Here is a 16,501-nt window from a genome sequence, read left to right as displayed (position 1 = left end):
TGCTGTCGTGTGCGTGCGCGCGCCGGGCTAGTACCAGACGATCGACTCGGCGTTGCCTGTGCCGCCTGGTCCGCTGTAGCTGACCCAGCTCGTGTAGCCGCGGTAGCCCGTGTAGCAGCCCAGCTGCACGCTGCCGTTCTCGGGCACCCAGAAGGTGCGGTTGCCCCACCGGCCCTCGGTGTCGTTGCAGTTGAGCGTGTAGTTGCCGGCGACCCAGTTCTCGACGTTCAGCACCATGTATGCGCAGTACTGGCTGGTGCAGCCGGGCATGCCCTGGGCGCTCGAGCCCTTGCTGGTCCACGCGCGCGGCTTCGGGGCATCCACCGTCCGTGCCGAGTCCGACACGACCGCGCTCCACTGGCCGGCAGCATCCTGTGCGCGCGCATCGATCCGGTGCGTCTCGCTGTAGCCGTAGTTGGCCGACGTCGAGCCGTTGTTGGCCACGTTCTGCCAGCCGCCGCCGTCGATGCGGATCTGCATCTGGGTGATCGCTCGGCCGTTGGTCGAGGGCGGGCTCCACGAGTACGTGATCGATCGTCCGCTCGCCGTCGCCCGCACTGTGGGGTTGTTCACCGGCCCGTACGGCTTCACCGAGTTCGACGCCGCCGACGGGTCGCCGTTGTAGCGGACGCCGTCCATCGCGGTGTAGGCGCGCAGGCGGACCGTGTAGTCCGTGCCGTTGCTGACCCCGCCGATGACGTTGTTCCCGGCGAGGGCCTGCCAACCGCCGCCGTTGAGGGAGTACTCGTACTTCAGCTCGCCGGCGCTCGCGCCGTTGCCCGAAGCCGCGGTGTACGCGACGTGGATCGTGCTGTCGCCGCTCGGAGTCGACGCGCTCACGCCCGTGGGAGCACCTGGCACGCCGAACGCACGGCGCGGCGCTGACGGCGCGCCCCAGTTGCCCCAGCCCGCCTTGTTCGAGGCCCGCACGCGGAACGTGTAGTCGCTGGTCGACGTGGCGACGTTGATTGCTTGGCTGGTCTGGGTTCCCGGGATGCCGGTGATCGTGTTCACCACGGACGAGCCCTGCATCACCTGCACCTCGTAGCCCGAGATCGCGTCGCCGTTGTCGGCGGGCGCGCCCCACACCACTTCAAGCTGCGCCTGGTTGCCCACGGGGTCCAGTCGGTTGACCGACGGCGCCGCAGGTGGCTCGGGCGCGCGGGCCGGGATCTCGCTCACCGACCAGGGACTGAAGCTCGACGGATCGGGCGCGCGGTTGTGCGCCTGCACACGCACCTGGTACGCGACGCCGTTCTGCAGGCCGTCCCACACGAGGGAGTTGCCGGTGACCTCGGTCTTCTGTCCGAGCCCCGACGCGGGGGCGGGTGAGATCTCGAGCGTGTACTTCTCAACCGGCGAGCCTGGCGTCGTGGGCGTCACCCACGACACGGTGAGGCTGCGGTCGCCGAAGACGAGGGACGGTGCGGCCGGAGTGTCGGGCCGCGCGTCGGGACGCGCGGTCTCGGACGGCGCCGACGGGTCGGAGGGACCGACGCGGTTCTCGGCCACGACCGTGAAGTTGTACTCGACGTTGTTCGTCAGCCCGTCGAGCGTGCACGTGGTCGCGAGGCACACCTTCTCGTAGTTGCCCGCGGTCGAGGTCACGAGGTAGCGCTCGATCTCGGCGCCGTTGTTCGCCGGCGGCGTCCACGACATCACGACGGTGCGGTCCTGCACGCTCGAGACGATGGGGGTGCCCGGCGCATCGGGCTTGCCCTGCACGGTCAGGCGGATGCGGCCCTCGACCTCGCGGTCGGGGTCGCCCGTGGCGTCCTGCACGCGGTAGCGGACCACCATCGTGCCGAAGAACTTCGCGTCCGGCGTGACCTCGACCTGGTCGCCCGCCACACGGACGTCGCCCTGGCCCGTCTCCGTGAGGGCGGTGGTGACCTTCAGCGGCTTGTCCGGGAAGGGATTCACGTCGTTGTTCAGCACGGGCACGGTGACCGTCTTGCCCTGGTGCGCCTCCGGCACGATGTCGTCGTTGGCCGTCGGGAGCTCACGCGTCGACGCGATCACCCGCACGTTCACCGCACCCTCGATCGGCTCGGTGGTGCCGTCGTCGATCCGCAGGCGGATCGTCGCCGCGGTGCCCTTCTTGGTCTCGGCCGCCGCGCTGACCTGCAGCTCGTCGCCGTCGATGGTGGCGGTCATCCCTTCCGGCGAGCCACCGACGATCTGGTACGCGATGCGGCCTGCGTCCTCGGGATCGGGGTCGGTCGTCAGGCCACCGAGATCGAGGGTCGTCGCGTCCTCGCCGGGCGCGACATCCATCTGTCCGTTCACGAACGTCGGCTGCTGGTTCTCGGGCGGGAGCACGGTGATCGGCAGCGTCAGCGTCGCCTTGCGGCCCTCGGGGTCGTCGGGGCCGGTGCCGTCGGTGACCTCGAAGGTGATCGCGTCGGGTCCGAAGTAGCCCGCGGCCGACGTGTACACGAGCGTCGTCTGGTCTTTGATGAGCGACGAGCCGTCGTTGTGGGCGGCGGTGACCTTCGCGGCCTCGGTGATGACGACCTTCCCACCGCCCGCCGCTCGCACGTACTTCGACAGCGCCAGCTCGACCGTCTCACCGCTCTTGACCTCGACCGGCTCGGTCGACACGAGGGTGGGTGGAAGGGACGACAGCGACGGGACGTGGATGAAGGCGGATGCCGCGTTCCCGTCGCGGTCGGTGATCGTATAGGTGACGAGCCGGTCGGCGTCGCCGAGGGTGATCCGCACCTTGCCGTCGGCGAGCACGCGCGAGGCCGCGTCCGCCACCGTCAGCTCGAGGTCGTCGACGGTGCCGTCGGGGTCCTCGTCGTTGGCGAGCACCTCGAGGTCGACGACGCCGTCCTCGACGTCGGCGGCGCGGACGTAGTCGTCACGGGCGATGGGCTTCTGCAGCGGCACGTCCTCGGCCACCGTGATCTGCAGCACGGCCTTCGCCTCGGCGCCGCGCGCGTCGCGGATCGTGTACTGCAGCGATGTCTCGACGGGCCGGGACGGCGAGGTCACGACGACGCGGTTGCCGTCGACCTTCGCCGTGAGACCTGCGACGTCGGGCAGGATCAGGCCGTTCTTGACGATGCCGAACTCGTCCCCGTCGGGGTCCGAGTCGTTCGCGAGCACCGGCACGGCGACCGAGCGGCCGGGTCGCATGATCACGGAGTCCTTGACCGCGTACGGCGCCTGGTTCACGCCCTCGGCCGGCGCGATTCCGACGCGGATGGTCGCGGTCGCCTCCGCGCCGAGGCGGTCGCGCACGCGATAGGAGAAGGTGTCGACACCCGCGGTGTCGTCGAACGCCTCGTAGACGAAGTGGTCGGCCCCGGTCTCCGAGATCCGTCCCTTGCCGGGCGAGGACGCGAGCCCGACGAGCTCGACCGAGTCGCCGTCGGAGTCGATGCCGTCCAGCGGCACCGCGATGCGCACGCGGCTGCCTGCCAGCACCCGGGCCGTGAGGTCGCGCGGCCGCGGGGCGGCGTTCGTGTCGGCATTCACCGGCAGCACCTGGATGGTGATGTACCCCGCGTCCTTCTGACCCGTGGTATCGACGGCCTCATACGTGGCGTAGACGGTGCCCGGCTCGTCGGAGGCGCGGAAGCGCACCGTGTCCTGCGAGACGAAGATCTCGCCGTCCTCGGGCTCGACCAGCGGCGGGATGAGGTCGGGTGCGACATGGATCGCGTCGCCGTTCGGGTGGTAGTCGTTGTCGAGCACCGGGATCGTCACGACGTCACCGGCACGCACCACCACCTGGTCGTCGTTCGCGACCGGCGGCCGCAGCTGCGCCGGCGCCGGGATCGGGATGACGATGACGTCGCCCTCGGCCGACTGCGAGCCGTTCGAGATGCGGTACGAGACCCGCACCTGCTCCGTCAGCGCCGCCTGGTCGCTGATGCGGAGGGTCTCATGGTTGAGCACGGCGACCGCGATGCCCGAGTTGGGCTCGACCGTCACCGACTGCACGACGAGGATGCCGCCGGCCGGGTCGGAGTCGTTGGTGAGCACATTGACGAGCACCTCGCCGCCGCTCGGCAGGAGCGCGACGTCACGCACGGCGACGGGCGGCAGGTCGGTCTCGCCCTCGGGGAGCACGTCGACGCGCACGATGCCGGGGATGCCCGCCGCTCCCGCCGCCACCATGTACTGCACGTAATAGGTGCCGGGCGTCGCGGAGCGGAACGTGAAGGTCTTGTTCGAGTAGTCGGGCACGATGTCGGCGCCCGTCACCGGGTCGACCCGCGCGAGGCGCAGCGGCTCGCGCCCCGCGCCGACGTCGTTCGCGAGCGGGGCGACGGTGGCCGTCTGTCCGGTGCGCACGGCGATGTAGTCGGCGTTGGTCACGGGGTCGATGGAGCCGACCGGGCGCACGTCGAACCGCACGGTGCCGACGGTCACGTCGGACCCGTCCGAGACGGTGATCTCGACGTCCTTGCGGCCCTGCGTGCCGCCGACCGCGCGATAGGTGATGCGGCCATCCGACGTGAAGTCGGCCTCGTCGCCCGCGGCGGGCGTGACGGTGCCGAGGAAGACGTCGTCGCCGTCAGGGTCGATCCAGTCCGGCAGCACGTTGTAGGTGATGGTGCCGCCGGCCTCGACCGCGACAGTCGTCACACGGTTCTGCGTGGGCGGCGAGTTCACGTCCCATCCGTGCACCGCGAGCGAGACGCGCGCGGTGTCCGTGCCGCCGCGGCCGTCGGAGACCTCGTAGGTGAAGGAGGTCGAGCCCTCGGCGTCTTCGGGGACGGCGATCTGCAGCGACCGCCCGTTGTCGATCGACTGGATCTCGCCGACCGAGGGCCCCCCGTCGACCACGCGGGTCGTCAGCACGTCGCCGTCGGGGTCGCTGTCGTTGTCGAGGATCGAGAGGATCGTCGTGCGGCCCGGGCGCACCCCGAGGTCGTCGTCGTTCGCGTCGGGCGGTGTGTTGATCTCGGAGCGCTCGGGGAGGACCGTCTCGGTCGTCTCCTCCGTGGTCTGCTCGTCGTCCTCGGTCTCGCCTTCCGGAGGCGTGATCTCGTCCCAGTTGTCGACGCGCTGCAGCTCGTCGACGGCCATCCACGTGGCGCCGCCGACGACATCGTTGAGCACGACCACGTCGCGGTTGACGCGGAACTTCAGCAGCGACGTCGGCTCGATGCCGTCGATGTCGACCGCGAGATCGTCGGCATCGCCGGCGCAGTCCCGCACGAACCTGCCCGAGCCCGTCCACGCGGCGTAGCCGCAGCCCTCGAGCCACACCGGCGCGGCGGGCGCGCCCTCTGCGCCGGCCTTCACCGTCGTCGGCTCCGAGCCGTCGAACGGCACCCGGACGAACGCCGACGCCGTGGAGAGCGAGACGGAATCGGATGCTGCGGACGGCTGCTGCAGGACGGCACTGCGTCCGCCGTCGATCTCGGTCGCGCGGCCGTCGACGATCACGGTGCCCGTGGCGGTGTCGAGCACGACGGGCTTGTCGCCGACCGCCGTGACCGACAGCTCGGCCTGGCCACCGAGGCCGGGCAGTCCGCTGCGGGCGGGCTCCTCCGGGGTTCCGTCGGCACCCATTCGGACCGTGACGAGCTCAGCGCTCTCAGCCGACGCCGCGTAGACGTTGCCGTCGAGGCCGACGGCGACATCCGCGGCCTTTCCGACGTTGATGGTCGGGTCGGTGCCCTCGATCTGGAACGAGCCGACGCTCGCACTCGGGACGACCCACAGGTCGCCGGAGGCACGGTCGAGGATCGCGACCGTCTCGCCGCCGAGCGCCACGTCGGCGTCGCCCGGCACGCCGGCCGCGCCCGAGAGTGCGACCATCGCCGGATCGATCACGCTCACCGAGGAGCCGGCGTCGTCGACGAGGAGGACGGTGCTGCCCGACTGGAGGATGTCGTAGTCGTCGCTGGTGGTGCGAAGGCCCCCGTCGAGCACCTGCGACTCGTGGTTGAAGTGCCCGACGAGCAGACTCGACTGCTTCGTCACCCACACGCCGCCGTCGTGGAGGTCGACCTCGGTCGTCGGCACGCCCTGGTAGACGAACGCGAGCGTCGTGATCGTGACGGCTGCGGCCGTGACCGCGCCTGCCGAGGCGAGCGCGCGCGGGCGCGATCGCAGCCATGCGAAAGACCTCATCGAACCTCGGCCTCCTCCGGGGTGTCGTGCGTCTCTACGTGGCGTCGGGACCCGACGTGGGGCGTCGGGCGCTCACAGAAGACCTGGGGGAACAGTTCAGCCTAACCCGGCGATGGGAATGCGATGGGACGGGTCATGCCAACGGGAGCGATCGTAATCGGCCTGATCAGAGCGGTTCGATGGGGACATTCACCCATCCGGCGCGCCCGACCGCTGTCACGCGCCGACGTACTCCCGCAGATGCTGGGCCGTGAGCGTCTCGGCGCCGGCGACGAGATCGGCCGGCGTGCCTTCGAACACGATCGAGCCGCCGTCGTGACCGGCGCCCGGGCCGATGTCGATGATCCAGTCGGCATGCGCCATCACGGCCTGGTGGTGCTCGATCACGATCACGCTGTTGCCGGCTTCGACCAGGCGGTCCAGCATCCCGAGCATGTTCTCGACGTCGGCGAGGTGCAGGCCCGTGGTCGGCTCGTCGAGCACGTAGATCGCGCCCTTCTTCGCCATCGAGATCGCCAGCTTGAGGCGCTGCCGCTCGCCGCCGGACAGGGTGTTGAGCGCCTGGCCGAGCGTGATGTAGCCGAGGCCGACGTCGATCATGCGCATCAGGGTCGTGTGCGCCGGGCCCTTGGAGAAGAAGACGGATGCCTCGGACGCCGACATCGCGAGCACCTCGGCGATGTTCTTGCCGTCGAGGGTGTACTCGAGCACCTCGTCGCTGAAGCCCGACCCCTCGCACAGCTCGCACAGCGTCTCGACGGTCTGCGTGAAGCCGAGGTTCGTGATGATGACGCCCAGGCCGCGGCACGCCGGGCACGCGCCTTCGGAGTTCGCGCTGAAGAGCGCGGGCTTCACGCCGTTGGCCTTCGCGAAGGCGGAGCGGATCGTGTCGAGGATGCCGGTGTAGGTCGCCGGGCTCGAGCGCCGGTTGCCCTTGATCGGCGACTGGTCGACGACGACCACGTCGTCGAAGCCCGGCACGTTGCCGTGGATGAGCGAGGACTTGCCCGATCCCGCGACGCCGGTGACGACGGTGAGGATGCCGAGCGGCACGTCGACATCGACCTCTTTGAGGTTGTGCTGGGTCGCCCCCCGGATCTCGAGCGCGCCCTTCGCGGCGCGCGTCGAATCCTTGATCCGGGCCCTGTCGCCGAGGTGGCGCCCGGTGATCGTACCGGAGGTGCGCAGGCCCTCGACGTCCCCCTCGTACTGCACCTCGCCGCCGGCGCGGCCGGCGCCGGGGCCGAGGTCGACGACGTGGTCGGCGATCTCGATGACCTCGGGCTTGTGCTCGACCACGAGCACGGTGTTGCCCTTGTCGCGCAGCAGCTTGAGCAGCCGGTTCATACGCTGGATGTCGTGCGGGTGCAGTCCTGCGGTGGGCTCGTCGAAGACGTAGCTGATGTCGGTGAGCGCCGAACCGAGGTGCCGGATCATCTTGGTGCGCTGCGCCTCGCCGCCCGAGAGCGTGCCCGATGCGCGATCGAGCGACAGGTACCCGAGCCCGATGTCGATGAAGGAGGCGATCGTCTGGCGCAGCCCCACCATCAGCGGAGCCACGGACGGGTCGTCGACGGTGGCCAGCCACTCGGCGAGGTCCGTGATCTGCATGGCCGCAGCATCCGCGATGCTGATGCCGTTGATCTTCGACGACCGCGCGCCCTCGTTGAGCCGCGTGCCGCCGCAGTCGGGGCAGGGCATGAACTTGACGGCCCGATCGACGAAGGCGCGGATGTGCGGCTGGAGGGAGTCGCGGTCCTTCTGGAGGAAGGACTTCGTGATCTTCGGCACGAGACCCTCATAGGTCATGTTGATGCCGTTGATCTTGACCTTCGTCGGCTCCTTGTAGAGGAAGTCGGCGCGTTCCTGGTCGGTGTAGTCCTGGATCGGCTTGGCCGGGTCGACGAAACCCGATTCCGTGAATCCCTTCACCATCCAGCCGTCGACGTTGTAGCCCGGCACGGTGAGCGCGCCGTCGGCGAGCGACTTCGACTTGTCATAGAGCTCGTCGAGGTCGACGTCGCTCACCTCGCCCAGGCCCTCGCACCGCGGGCACATTCCGCCGGTGATCTCGAACGACCGGCGCTCCTTGACCTGCTTGCCGCCCTTCTCGAGGGTGATGGCGCCGGCACCCGACACCGAAGGGATGTTGAACGAGAACGCCTGCGGCGATCCGACGTGCGGCACCCCGATGCGGCTGAACAGCAGGCGGAGCATCGCGTGCGCGTCGGTGGCGGTGCCCACCGTCGAGCGGGCGTTGGCGCCCATGCGCTCCTGGTCGACGATGATCGCGGGACTCACGTTCTCGAGTGCGTCGACCTCGGGCCGGCTCAGCTGCCCCATGAACTGCTGCACGAACGTCGGGTACGTCTCATTGATGAGGCGCTGCGACTCGTTCGCGATCGTGCCGAACACCAGCGACGACTTGCCCGACCCGCTGACGCCGGTGAAGACCGTCAGGCGCCGCTTCGGGATGTCGACCGAGACGTCCTTGAGGTTGTTCTCGCGGGCGCCGACGACGCGGATGACTTCGTGCGAATCAGCGATGTGGGACTCGGATGCCATGCGCACGAGTATGCCGGGCAACCCGGACACCGCGCTTCCTGAATCCTGCTCGATCCGCTGTTCGTTCGCACCTGCCCCGCCATCCTGCGCTTCGCCAAGAAGGCCATGGCGGGACGGATGCTGCGCCTCAGGCCGCGTCGGCCGCCGCAGGCTCGATCGCGAAGTTGTCGCGGAACACGCACGTCGGGTCATAGGTCGCCTTCACCCGGCGGAGCCGCTCCAGGGTCGCCGGAGGGAACGCCTCGGCGATCCGCTCCGGCCGCTCGGAGGAGTCGAAGCTCAGGTACATGCCGTCGACGTGGTCGGCCAGCGTGCGCCACTGGGCGTCGAGCCGGTCCGGGTTCGACCCGAGCGCGGCGACGGAGAAGTTCGCCGAGCGGTGCGTGTACGCGGTCGCGTCCTCGGCGACGTCGGCCACCGCCCCGCCGACCGCCCGGAGCTGGAAGAACGGAACCGCGCCGGACTGCAGCATCCGTTCCACCGCCTTCGCGAAGGCGGGCGTGACGTGCTCGATCAGCCCCGAGCGGGAGTGGGGCTCGCCCGCGCCGTGCTGCGGGCCGAGGTCGGCGTTCGCCATGATCTGCGCGTACGTCGTGAGCTGCACGGACTGCTGCACCAGCGGCGCGAGCTCGGCGAACGGCTGCAGGCGGGCGATGATCGTGTCGGGGTCGTCGGAGTCGACGATGCCGTAGAGCTGGATGACCTGCGGCTGGCCCGGGCGGGGTCCGCCCGTCAGGAGGAACAGCGTCAGGTCGCGGGGCGAAGACTCGACGATGCGGCCGTACCCCTCGAGGAACTCCGCCACGTCGTCGACCTGGAACGCGAGCTGCGCGTAGCCCACCTGGCCCACCTCGTCGACCTCGAACTCGAACGCCGTGACGATGCCGACGTTGGCGCCGGCCCCGCGGATCGCCCAGAAGAGGTCGGGGTGGGTCGAAGCATCGGTCCGCACGATGGAGCCGTCGGCGAGCACCACCTCGGCGGCGCGCAGGTGGTCGATGGTGAGGCCGTGCTCGCGGGCGAGCAGCCCGATGCCGCCCGCGGTCGCCAGCCCGCCGACGCCGACGCCGCCGTAGTCGCCCGACGTCAGCGCCCAGCCGTGCTCGCCGAGCGCCGCCGCCACCTGCGCCCAGCGGGCGCCTGGTCCGATGCGCACGAGCCGGCGATCGACGTCGAGCACCTCGATCTCGTCGAGGCGGCGGAGGTCGATCACGATCCCGCCGTCGTTGGTGCTGCGGCCGCTGATGCCGTGACCGCCGCTGCGCACCGCGAGGGGAAGCTCGGGATGCCGCCGTGCGAACGCGAGCGCCTCGGACACCTGCTGCGGCGAGTCGGGCTGCAGCACGATGCCCGGGCGTCCGCCGCGCATGTAGGTGGCGCGCACGTCGCCGTAGTCGAAGTCGCCGGGCTCGATCGCGCGCAGGCCGGCCGGCACGTCGTCGTACGCGATGCCGTCACGGCGTGCGGCGAGCGCGGCTGCGGAACGGACGGATGCTGCGGCCGTGCCTCGCCGACCGCGCTCGGCGCCCACGAGCTCGCGCACAGCGGGGGCGACGTCCTCACCGAAGCGCTGGAGCAGGTTCGGGTCGTCGGCCGCGATGATGAAGGTGCCGATCCCGTCCTCGAGCGCGAGGCGCGCGAGGCGGTCGGCGAACTCGCGGGGATCGGCGGCGAGCTGCCCGATGTTGAGCAGGCGCCGGATCTCGCGCGGGTCGCGGCCGACGGACTGCGCCGCCTCGTCGATCGCCGCGTTGCCCTTGGCGAGGTCGCCGGGCTGCATGTAGCCGAGCGACGGCAGCCAGCCGTCGCCCTTGCGGCCGGTCAGCGCGAGCATGCGTGGCTTGTACGCGCCGATGTGGATCGGGATGTCGTGCGCCGGCCGCGGCCCGCGCTTCGCACCGTGCACCCGGTGGAACCTCCCGTCGGTGAACAAGCCCCGGCGCTCGTCTGTGCGCCACAGCTCGCGGATGAGGTCGATCGCCTCCTCCAGAGCCGTCACGGCCTGCCCCGGCGTGAGCCGCGTGCCGCCCATCGCCTCGATGGCGTCCCAGAAGCCGCCCGCGCCCAGCCCCAGGTCGAAGCGGCCGCCCGAGAGCAGATCGATGCTCGCCGCGGCGCGCGCCACGACGGCGGGCGGGCGCAGCGGCACGTTCAGCACGTTGGGCGCGATGCGGATGGTCTCGGTGCGCGCGGCCACGAACGACATGAGGGTCCACGTGTCGAGGAACGCGGGCTGGTACGGGTGGTCCTGGAAGGTGACGAGATCGAGACCGGATGCCTCGGCCACCTGCGACAGCAGCACCGGGGCCTCGGGGCTCGCGGCTGAGGGGGTGATGAATGCGCCGAATTCGAGCGGGTGTCCGTAGTCCACGATCCATTCGAACGCATGGGGCGCGTTCGTTGTTCCTCCGGACTCAGCCGACGCGCCAGCATCCGTCGACGTGGTCGTCGACCATGCCGGCGGACTGCATGAGCGCGTACATCGTCGTCGGGCCGACGAAGCGGAACCCGCGCTTGCGCAGCGCCTTGCTCATCGCCTCGGCCTCGGCGGTGATCGCCGGCACCTCGGCGAACGTCGCGGGTCGCCGGTGGTCCCTCGGCGCGAACGACCACATGAAGGCGTCGAGCTCGCCGGGCTCGAGGTCGAGCACCAGGCGCGCGTTGGAGATCGTGGCCTCGATCTTGGCGCGATTGCGGATGATGCCGGCATCGGTCATCAGCCGTGCGACGTCGGCTTCGCCGAACGCCGCCACGGCCTCGGGCTCGAAACCCGCGAAGACTTCGCGGAACCGCGGGCGCTTACGCAGGATCGTGATCCACGACAGCCCGGCCTGGAACCCCTCGAGGCTCATCTTCTCGAAGAGCGCACGGTCGCCGTGCAGCGGCACACCCCACTCCTCGTCGTGGTAGCGGGCGTACTCGAGATCGTCGCCGACCCACGCGCAGCGCGCGCGGCCGTCGGCGCCGAGGCGGACGTCGGTGCTCACCGCGCCAGCCTAGGACGCCCCGCCGACGTCGGGCCGCGAACCGTCCCGAGCGATCGCATCCGCCGACTCGCGATCAGCCTGGTTGATTCGCGGAGATAGGGCATTTGCCCGATGCCCCGGCGAGACGAGCGTCGAACACTGACCGGAGTGCACGGCGCACGGCGGGACGAAGGCATGCGGGCCCCGCTCGGATCAAGGAGGTCGCCATGTCCCAGCCTGTACGCATCCCCCCTCCCATCGAGCCCCATTTCCCCGTGCCCGTCTACCGGCACTTCGCCACCCCCGACCGCACCTATTACGACTTCGCCCAGGCCGGCCACAGCGGCTGGGCTCAGGGGACGGTCGCGTTCTGGGCGCATCCCATCGCAGAGCCCGGTACCGTGCCCGTCTACGAGCACTTCGCCGACGGACCCCGGCGGTACATCTACGACTTGCGGCCCGAAGCGCACGATTCGTGGAGCGCGGGCGTCGCCAAGTTCCACGTGTTCGCCCAGCTGGCGCCCGACAGCACCCCTATCTACCAGCACAGGATCACCCCGCAGAAGAAGGGGAAGTACGGGGATCGATACCTGTACGACACGAACGAGGACGGCAGTGGTGGCTACGGTCCCGGCAACGTCGTCTTCTTCGCCTACCCTCCCGGGCGCATGCCGCTGCTCGAGACGATCGTCGACGTGCTGAACGACCACGACACGACCTACCACGGAGTGACGTATCAGCTCGCCGAGCACAACACGGTCACCATCGTCGACACGCCTCGCCTGTGGGGACTCGGTCCGTCGGCGCCGAATCCTTCCCCGGGCGCGGCCGATCTGCTCACGACCATCCAGAACACCGTCGTGACCGCCCAGCAGCGGCTCGACATCACCCTGCTGTGGAACAACGCCCGTTCGGTGCCCACCCTGCCGTCGGGTGCGTTCCAGCAGGCGATCGCGAACGGCCTGCAGATGCTCGTCGCCTCGAAGCGCTCACCGCGCGTGCGGATCCTGGTAGGCGTCCCGATCAAGATCAGCAGCCTGACCTCAGCGGTCATGGACTGGGTCGACGCCACGCTCAAGATGGCGGGGCTGGCCGGCCGCATCCTCCCGTTCGACATCGTCGCGGGCTACACGAATCTCGACGCCCTGACCTCGTGGAACCACTCCAAGATCATCGCGGCCGACGGCGTGCGCGTACTCGCGGGCGGGCACAACCTGTGGGAGGAGTATCTCGGACCCCATCCCGTGCACGACGTGTCGCTCATGCTCGACGGCCCGGCCGCCGCCACCGCCCATGGCTTCTGCGACACCTTGTGGAGCAGGGTCGGAACCTACGGCGTGCTCCATCGCGGCACCTGGACGAAGAGAGGAACGATTCCCCCGGTACCGAACGGCCCGGGCGCGCCGGCGGCGACCGGATCGACGAGCGTGCTCGCGCTCGGGCGCCTCGGGTACCTGACCGTCGACACGTTCTCGATCACCACCAATGCGAGTGTCAGCGCCCGGCTCATGGCGATCTGCAGCGCGAAGAGCTCCATCCGGATGGCTCAGCAGACCCTGTACTTCGAACAGCTGGGCGTCGGGTGGTTCGACTTCTACACGATGTGGGCACTGCTGCGCGCGATGGAGGCAGGCGTACAGGTGCAGATCGTGGTCAGCAACGACGGTGGCGTCTACGGGTACGACGGCAACGCGCAGACCGTCGCCGACATCTTCGCCAGCCTCGCCGTGCTCTCGAAGATGCCCGACCTCTACCGGCCGCCGCTCGATCCGGTCCGCGAGGACTACGCCACGTGGGCCGCCGCCGGTCTGACGGCTCCGCAATACCGGCTCCCCCTCCCGGTGAGCCGGATCCCGACGGCTAACGAGTGCAGTCCGGTGATCGCCGAAATGAACCGGATGCTGTCGATCGCACCGCTCTACTACGGCCCGGACCGCAACGCGTGGAGCGACGGCACGAAGGCGAGCAATCACAGCAAGGTGTGGATCATCGACGACGAGTACTACTACGTCGGATCCGACAACGCGTACCTGTCGATGTATCCCGCGGGGCTCATGGAGTACGGGCATCTCGTCGAGGGGAGCACCGAGACCGCGAAGTTCGCCGCGGAGTACTGGGACAAGCTGTGGGGCTTCAGCAAGTCCCACCTGGTGAGGCCGGCCGAGGTGCGGTTCAGCGTGTTGTAGCTCCGCCGCCGAGCCATGTCGGAAGCCGACCGTCGCGGTTCCGTCACCTGCCGGATTCCCGGATGCCGCGTCCGTCGCTTACCTTGGAATGTCGGGCTGTTCGCGCCCGGGCAGCTGGGAGGCAGGGACCATGAAGATCGTCGCGTCGGCGGATTGGCGGGACTCGGTCCCGTTCGAGAACCCCGTGCTCCTCGCAGACGTGGTCCCGGGCGAGCCGACGCGCTGCTTCACGTGCGGCCCTGACTCCGAACTGCTGCCCCGCACCGAGCTGTGGGCGTACAAGCACCGGCACCCCAAGAACCACGACGGCTACGTCCGCTTCTACTGCGCGTACCACGTGCCCGCAGCGGCGATCGTCCCTCAGCCCGCGGCGGCCGCGCCGACCGCGCGCGCGAAGTCGTCGTCTCCTCGAGCCGCCGCCGAGCGCCGTGTCGCCAAGCCGGTCGTCCCCGAGCGCGTCCGCGCGATGTGCCCGAACTGCTTCGTCGAGGTGTCGGCGACCGGCGAGTGCGGGATGTGCGGCTGGACCGCTTCCTGACACCCGCCGGCCACGCCGTCACTTCTTCTTGAGCGACTTCTCCGACACCGGGGCCTCGCCCGACACGGCGAGCGCGCGGTAGTACTCGCGGGCCTCGTCCTGGCGCTCGCGCTCGGCACCCGACGCGATGGGCGCGCGGACGTGCTCGGGCGCGAAGCCGTAGGCGTCGACGAGATCCTGCGCATGCGGACGCAGCCGTGCGGCGAGGCGGTCGATGTAGCGGGAGACGGATGCCGCACGCTGCGTCGAGAGCCGGCCGTTGATGAGGTACCACGCGAGGTGCTTCTCGATCAGGTGCAGGCCGAAGAGATCGCGCAGCCACGTGAGCACCTGCTTCGTGCCCTCGTCCGAGATGCGGTTCACGCCGTCGGTGAAGGCCTCCCACTGCAGCAGCTCGCCGTGGGCGCGAGCCGCCTCGATGAGCTCGGCCTGGTGGCTGTTGAACAGCACGGCGGCCTCGGCCGGCGACAGCTTGGAAGCCGGCCGCAGCGCGGCGGCGACATCGGCGACCATCTGGTGCACGCGGCCGGCGAGCAGCTCGTGCTGCTGGTCGGTGCGCAGGCCGAGCTCGATGGAGCGGGCGGTCGAGCCGAAGTCGGCGACGGCCTGACCGAGCTGGCGCAGACCCGCGCCGTGGAACACCTTGCCCGCGGTCTGCCCGACGGCGAAGCGGGCGAGGGCGGCAGCATCCTTCCCCTTGAACTGCGTGGCGTAATCCGACAGGAGTCGCTTGCCGACCAGCTGGAGGAGGACATTGTTATCGCCCTCGAAGGTGACGTACACGTCGAGGTCCTGGTGCAGGCCGACCATGCGGTTCTCGGCGAGGAAGCCGGAGCCGCCGCAGGCCTCGCGGGCCTCCTGGATCGTCGAGAGGGCGTTCCAGGTCGACAGCGGCTTGAGCGCCGCGGCGAGGGTCTCGAGGTCTTCGCGCTCCTCGGCGGTGTCGGTGCGGCCTGAGAAGACGGCATCGAACTTCTTGAGCAGCTCGTCGTGGCTGAAGAACTGGGCGTAGTTCTGCGCGAGGAGCGGCAGCAGACGGCGCTGGTGCTTGCCGTAGTCGAGCAGCACGACCTCTTCGGTGCCGGCGCCCGAGTCGAACTGGCGGCGCTGGTTCGCGTAGGTGAGCGCGATGTGGAGGGCGAGCGCCGTGCCGGTGGTCGCGGCGCCGTCGAGCGACACGCGGCCCTGTACCAGTGCGCCGAGCATGGTGAAGAAGCGGCGACCGGGCGTCGGGATGTCGGAGGTGTAGGAGCCGTCGGCGGCGACCTGGCCATAGCGGTCGAGCAGGTTGAAGCGCGGCACACGCACCAGGTCGAACGCGAGGCGGCCGTTGTCGATGCCGTTGAGGCCGCCCTTGACGCCGTCGTCCTCGCTGATGATGCCGGGGAACATGTTCCCCTCGTCGTCGCGGATCGGCACGAAGAAGCAGTGCACGCCGTAGTTGACGCCGCCCGTGATGAGCTGCGCGAACACGGTCGCGGCCTTGCCGTGGAGCGCCGCGTTGCCGAGATAGTCCTTGTACGCGCCGCGGAACGGCGTGTGGATCACGAACTCCTCGGTCTCGGGGTCGTAGGTCGCGGTGGTGCCGATCGCCGCGACGTCCGATCCGTGTCCGGTCTCGGTCATCGCGAACGCGCCCGGCAGGCTCAGGTCGATGACCCCGGGAAGCCACGCCTCGTGGTGCTTCTCGGTGCCGAGCTGGAAGATGGCCGAGCCGAACAGACCCCACTGCACACCCGACTTGATCTGCAGGCTGGGGTCGGCGAGCACGAGCTCCTGGAATCCGGCGAGGTTGGCGCCGTTGTCGTTCAGCCCCCCGTACTCGTGAGGGAAGGCGCGGCGCGAGCCGCCGTGCTCGACGAGCAGGTGCAGCTGGGTCAGCACGCGCTCGCGGTGCTCGGGCATCGGCTGCCCCTCGATGCGCCAGAAGGCGGGGTCCTTGATCATCTCGCGCGCCTCGCGGCGCGTCTCGGCCCACGTGCCGAGCAGCAGGTCGGTGACCGCGGCGATGTCGATGCGGGGCTCGGATGCCTCGGCCGCGCTGTGCGGTGCGGTGGGGGCTCCGCCGGCGGGCGTGTTCTTGTGGACGGCGGGCTTCTTGGTGCGGACGGCGGCGTCAGCCATGTGCATGACCTCTCGGTGCGACG

Annotated in this window: 7 protein-coding genes; 2 read left to right on the top strand and 5 right to left on the bottom strand. The window is 69.9% G+C overall.

What is annotated here, in order from left to right; translation table 11 throughout:
* Window positions 1-27: 27 nt before the first annotated feature.
* The 4 genes from ACFQ7C_RS12390 to ACFQ7C_RS12375 form a co-directional block, all read right to left on the bottom strand.
* The gene (locus ACFQ7C_RS12390) at window positions 28-6,099 is read right to left on the bottom strand and encodes an Ig-like domain-containing protein (RefSeq protein WP_378901236.1); all 6,072 of its coding nucleotides are present in this window, start codon (window positions 6,097-6,099) and stop codon (window positions 28-30) included.
* A 216-nt stretch (window positions 6,100-6,315) separates the two neighbouring features.
* The gene (locus tag ACFQ7C_RS12385; RefSeq protein ID WP_378901233.1) at window positions 6,316-8,664 is read right to left on the bottom strand and encodes an ATP-binding cassette domain-containing protein; all 2,349 of its coding nucleotides are present in this window, start codon (window positions 8,662-8,664) and stop codon (window positions 6,316-6,318) included.
* Between the two features lie 127 nt (window positions 8,665-8,791).
* Window positions 8,792-11,038: an LLM class flavin-dependent oxidoreductase gene (locus ACFQ7C_RS12380; RefSeq protein WP_378901332.1), complete on the bottom strand. Its 2,247-nt coding sequence runs from the start codon at window positions 11,036-11,038 to the stop codon at window positions 8,792-8,794.
* Window positions 11,039-11,078: 40 nt separating this feature from the next.
* Complete coding sequence (locus ACFQ7C_RS12375) at window positions 11,079-11,651, bottom strand: DNA-3-methyladenine glycosylase I (RefSeq protein WP_378901230.1); 573 nt, start codon at window positions 11,649-11,651, stop codon at window positions 11,079-11,081.
* A gap of 206 nt (window positions 11,652-11,857) precedes the next feature.
* On the opposite strand from ACFQ7C_RS12375, the gene ACFQ7C_RS12370 reads away from it, so the two are divergent.
* Together ACFQ7C_RS12370 and ACFQ7C_RS12365 are read left to right on the top strand one after the other, a co-directional pair.
* Window positions 11,858-13,816, top strand: coding sequence for a hypothetical protein (locus tag ACFQ7C_RS12370; RefSeq protein ID WP_378901227.1), 1,959 nt, complete (start codon window positions 11,858-11,860; stop codon window positions 13,814-13,816).
* 130 nt (window positions 13,817-13,946) lie between these two features.
* Window positions 13,947-14,354 carry a glucose-6-phosphate dehydrogenase gene (locus ACFQ7C_RS12365; protein WP_378901224.1) on the top strand — a complete coding sequence of 136 codons (408 nt, stop codon included), beginning with the start codon at window positions 13,947-13,949 and terminating at the stop codon, window positions 14,352-14,354.
* 18 nt (window positions 14,355-14,372) lie between these two features.
* Here ACFQ7C_RS12365 and ACFQ7C_RS12360 read toward each other — a convergent pair whose 3' ends face one another.
* Entirely contained in the window at window positions 14,373-16,478 is a 2,106-nt protein-coding gene (locus ACFQ7C_RS12360; protein ID WP_378901221.1) for an acyl-CoA dehydrogenase, read from the bottom strand.
* Window positions 16,479-16,501 lie beyond the last annotated feature (23 nt).

It is taken from the genome of Microbacterium sp. NPDC056569 (assembly GCF_042793475.1).
Taxonomy (GTDB): Bacteria; Actinomycetota; Actinomycetes; order Actinomycetales; family Microbacteriaceae; genus Microbacterium.
Note: the sequence above shows the minus strand (reverse complement) of the source record. Positions and strands in the feature narration are given on the sequence as shown.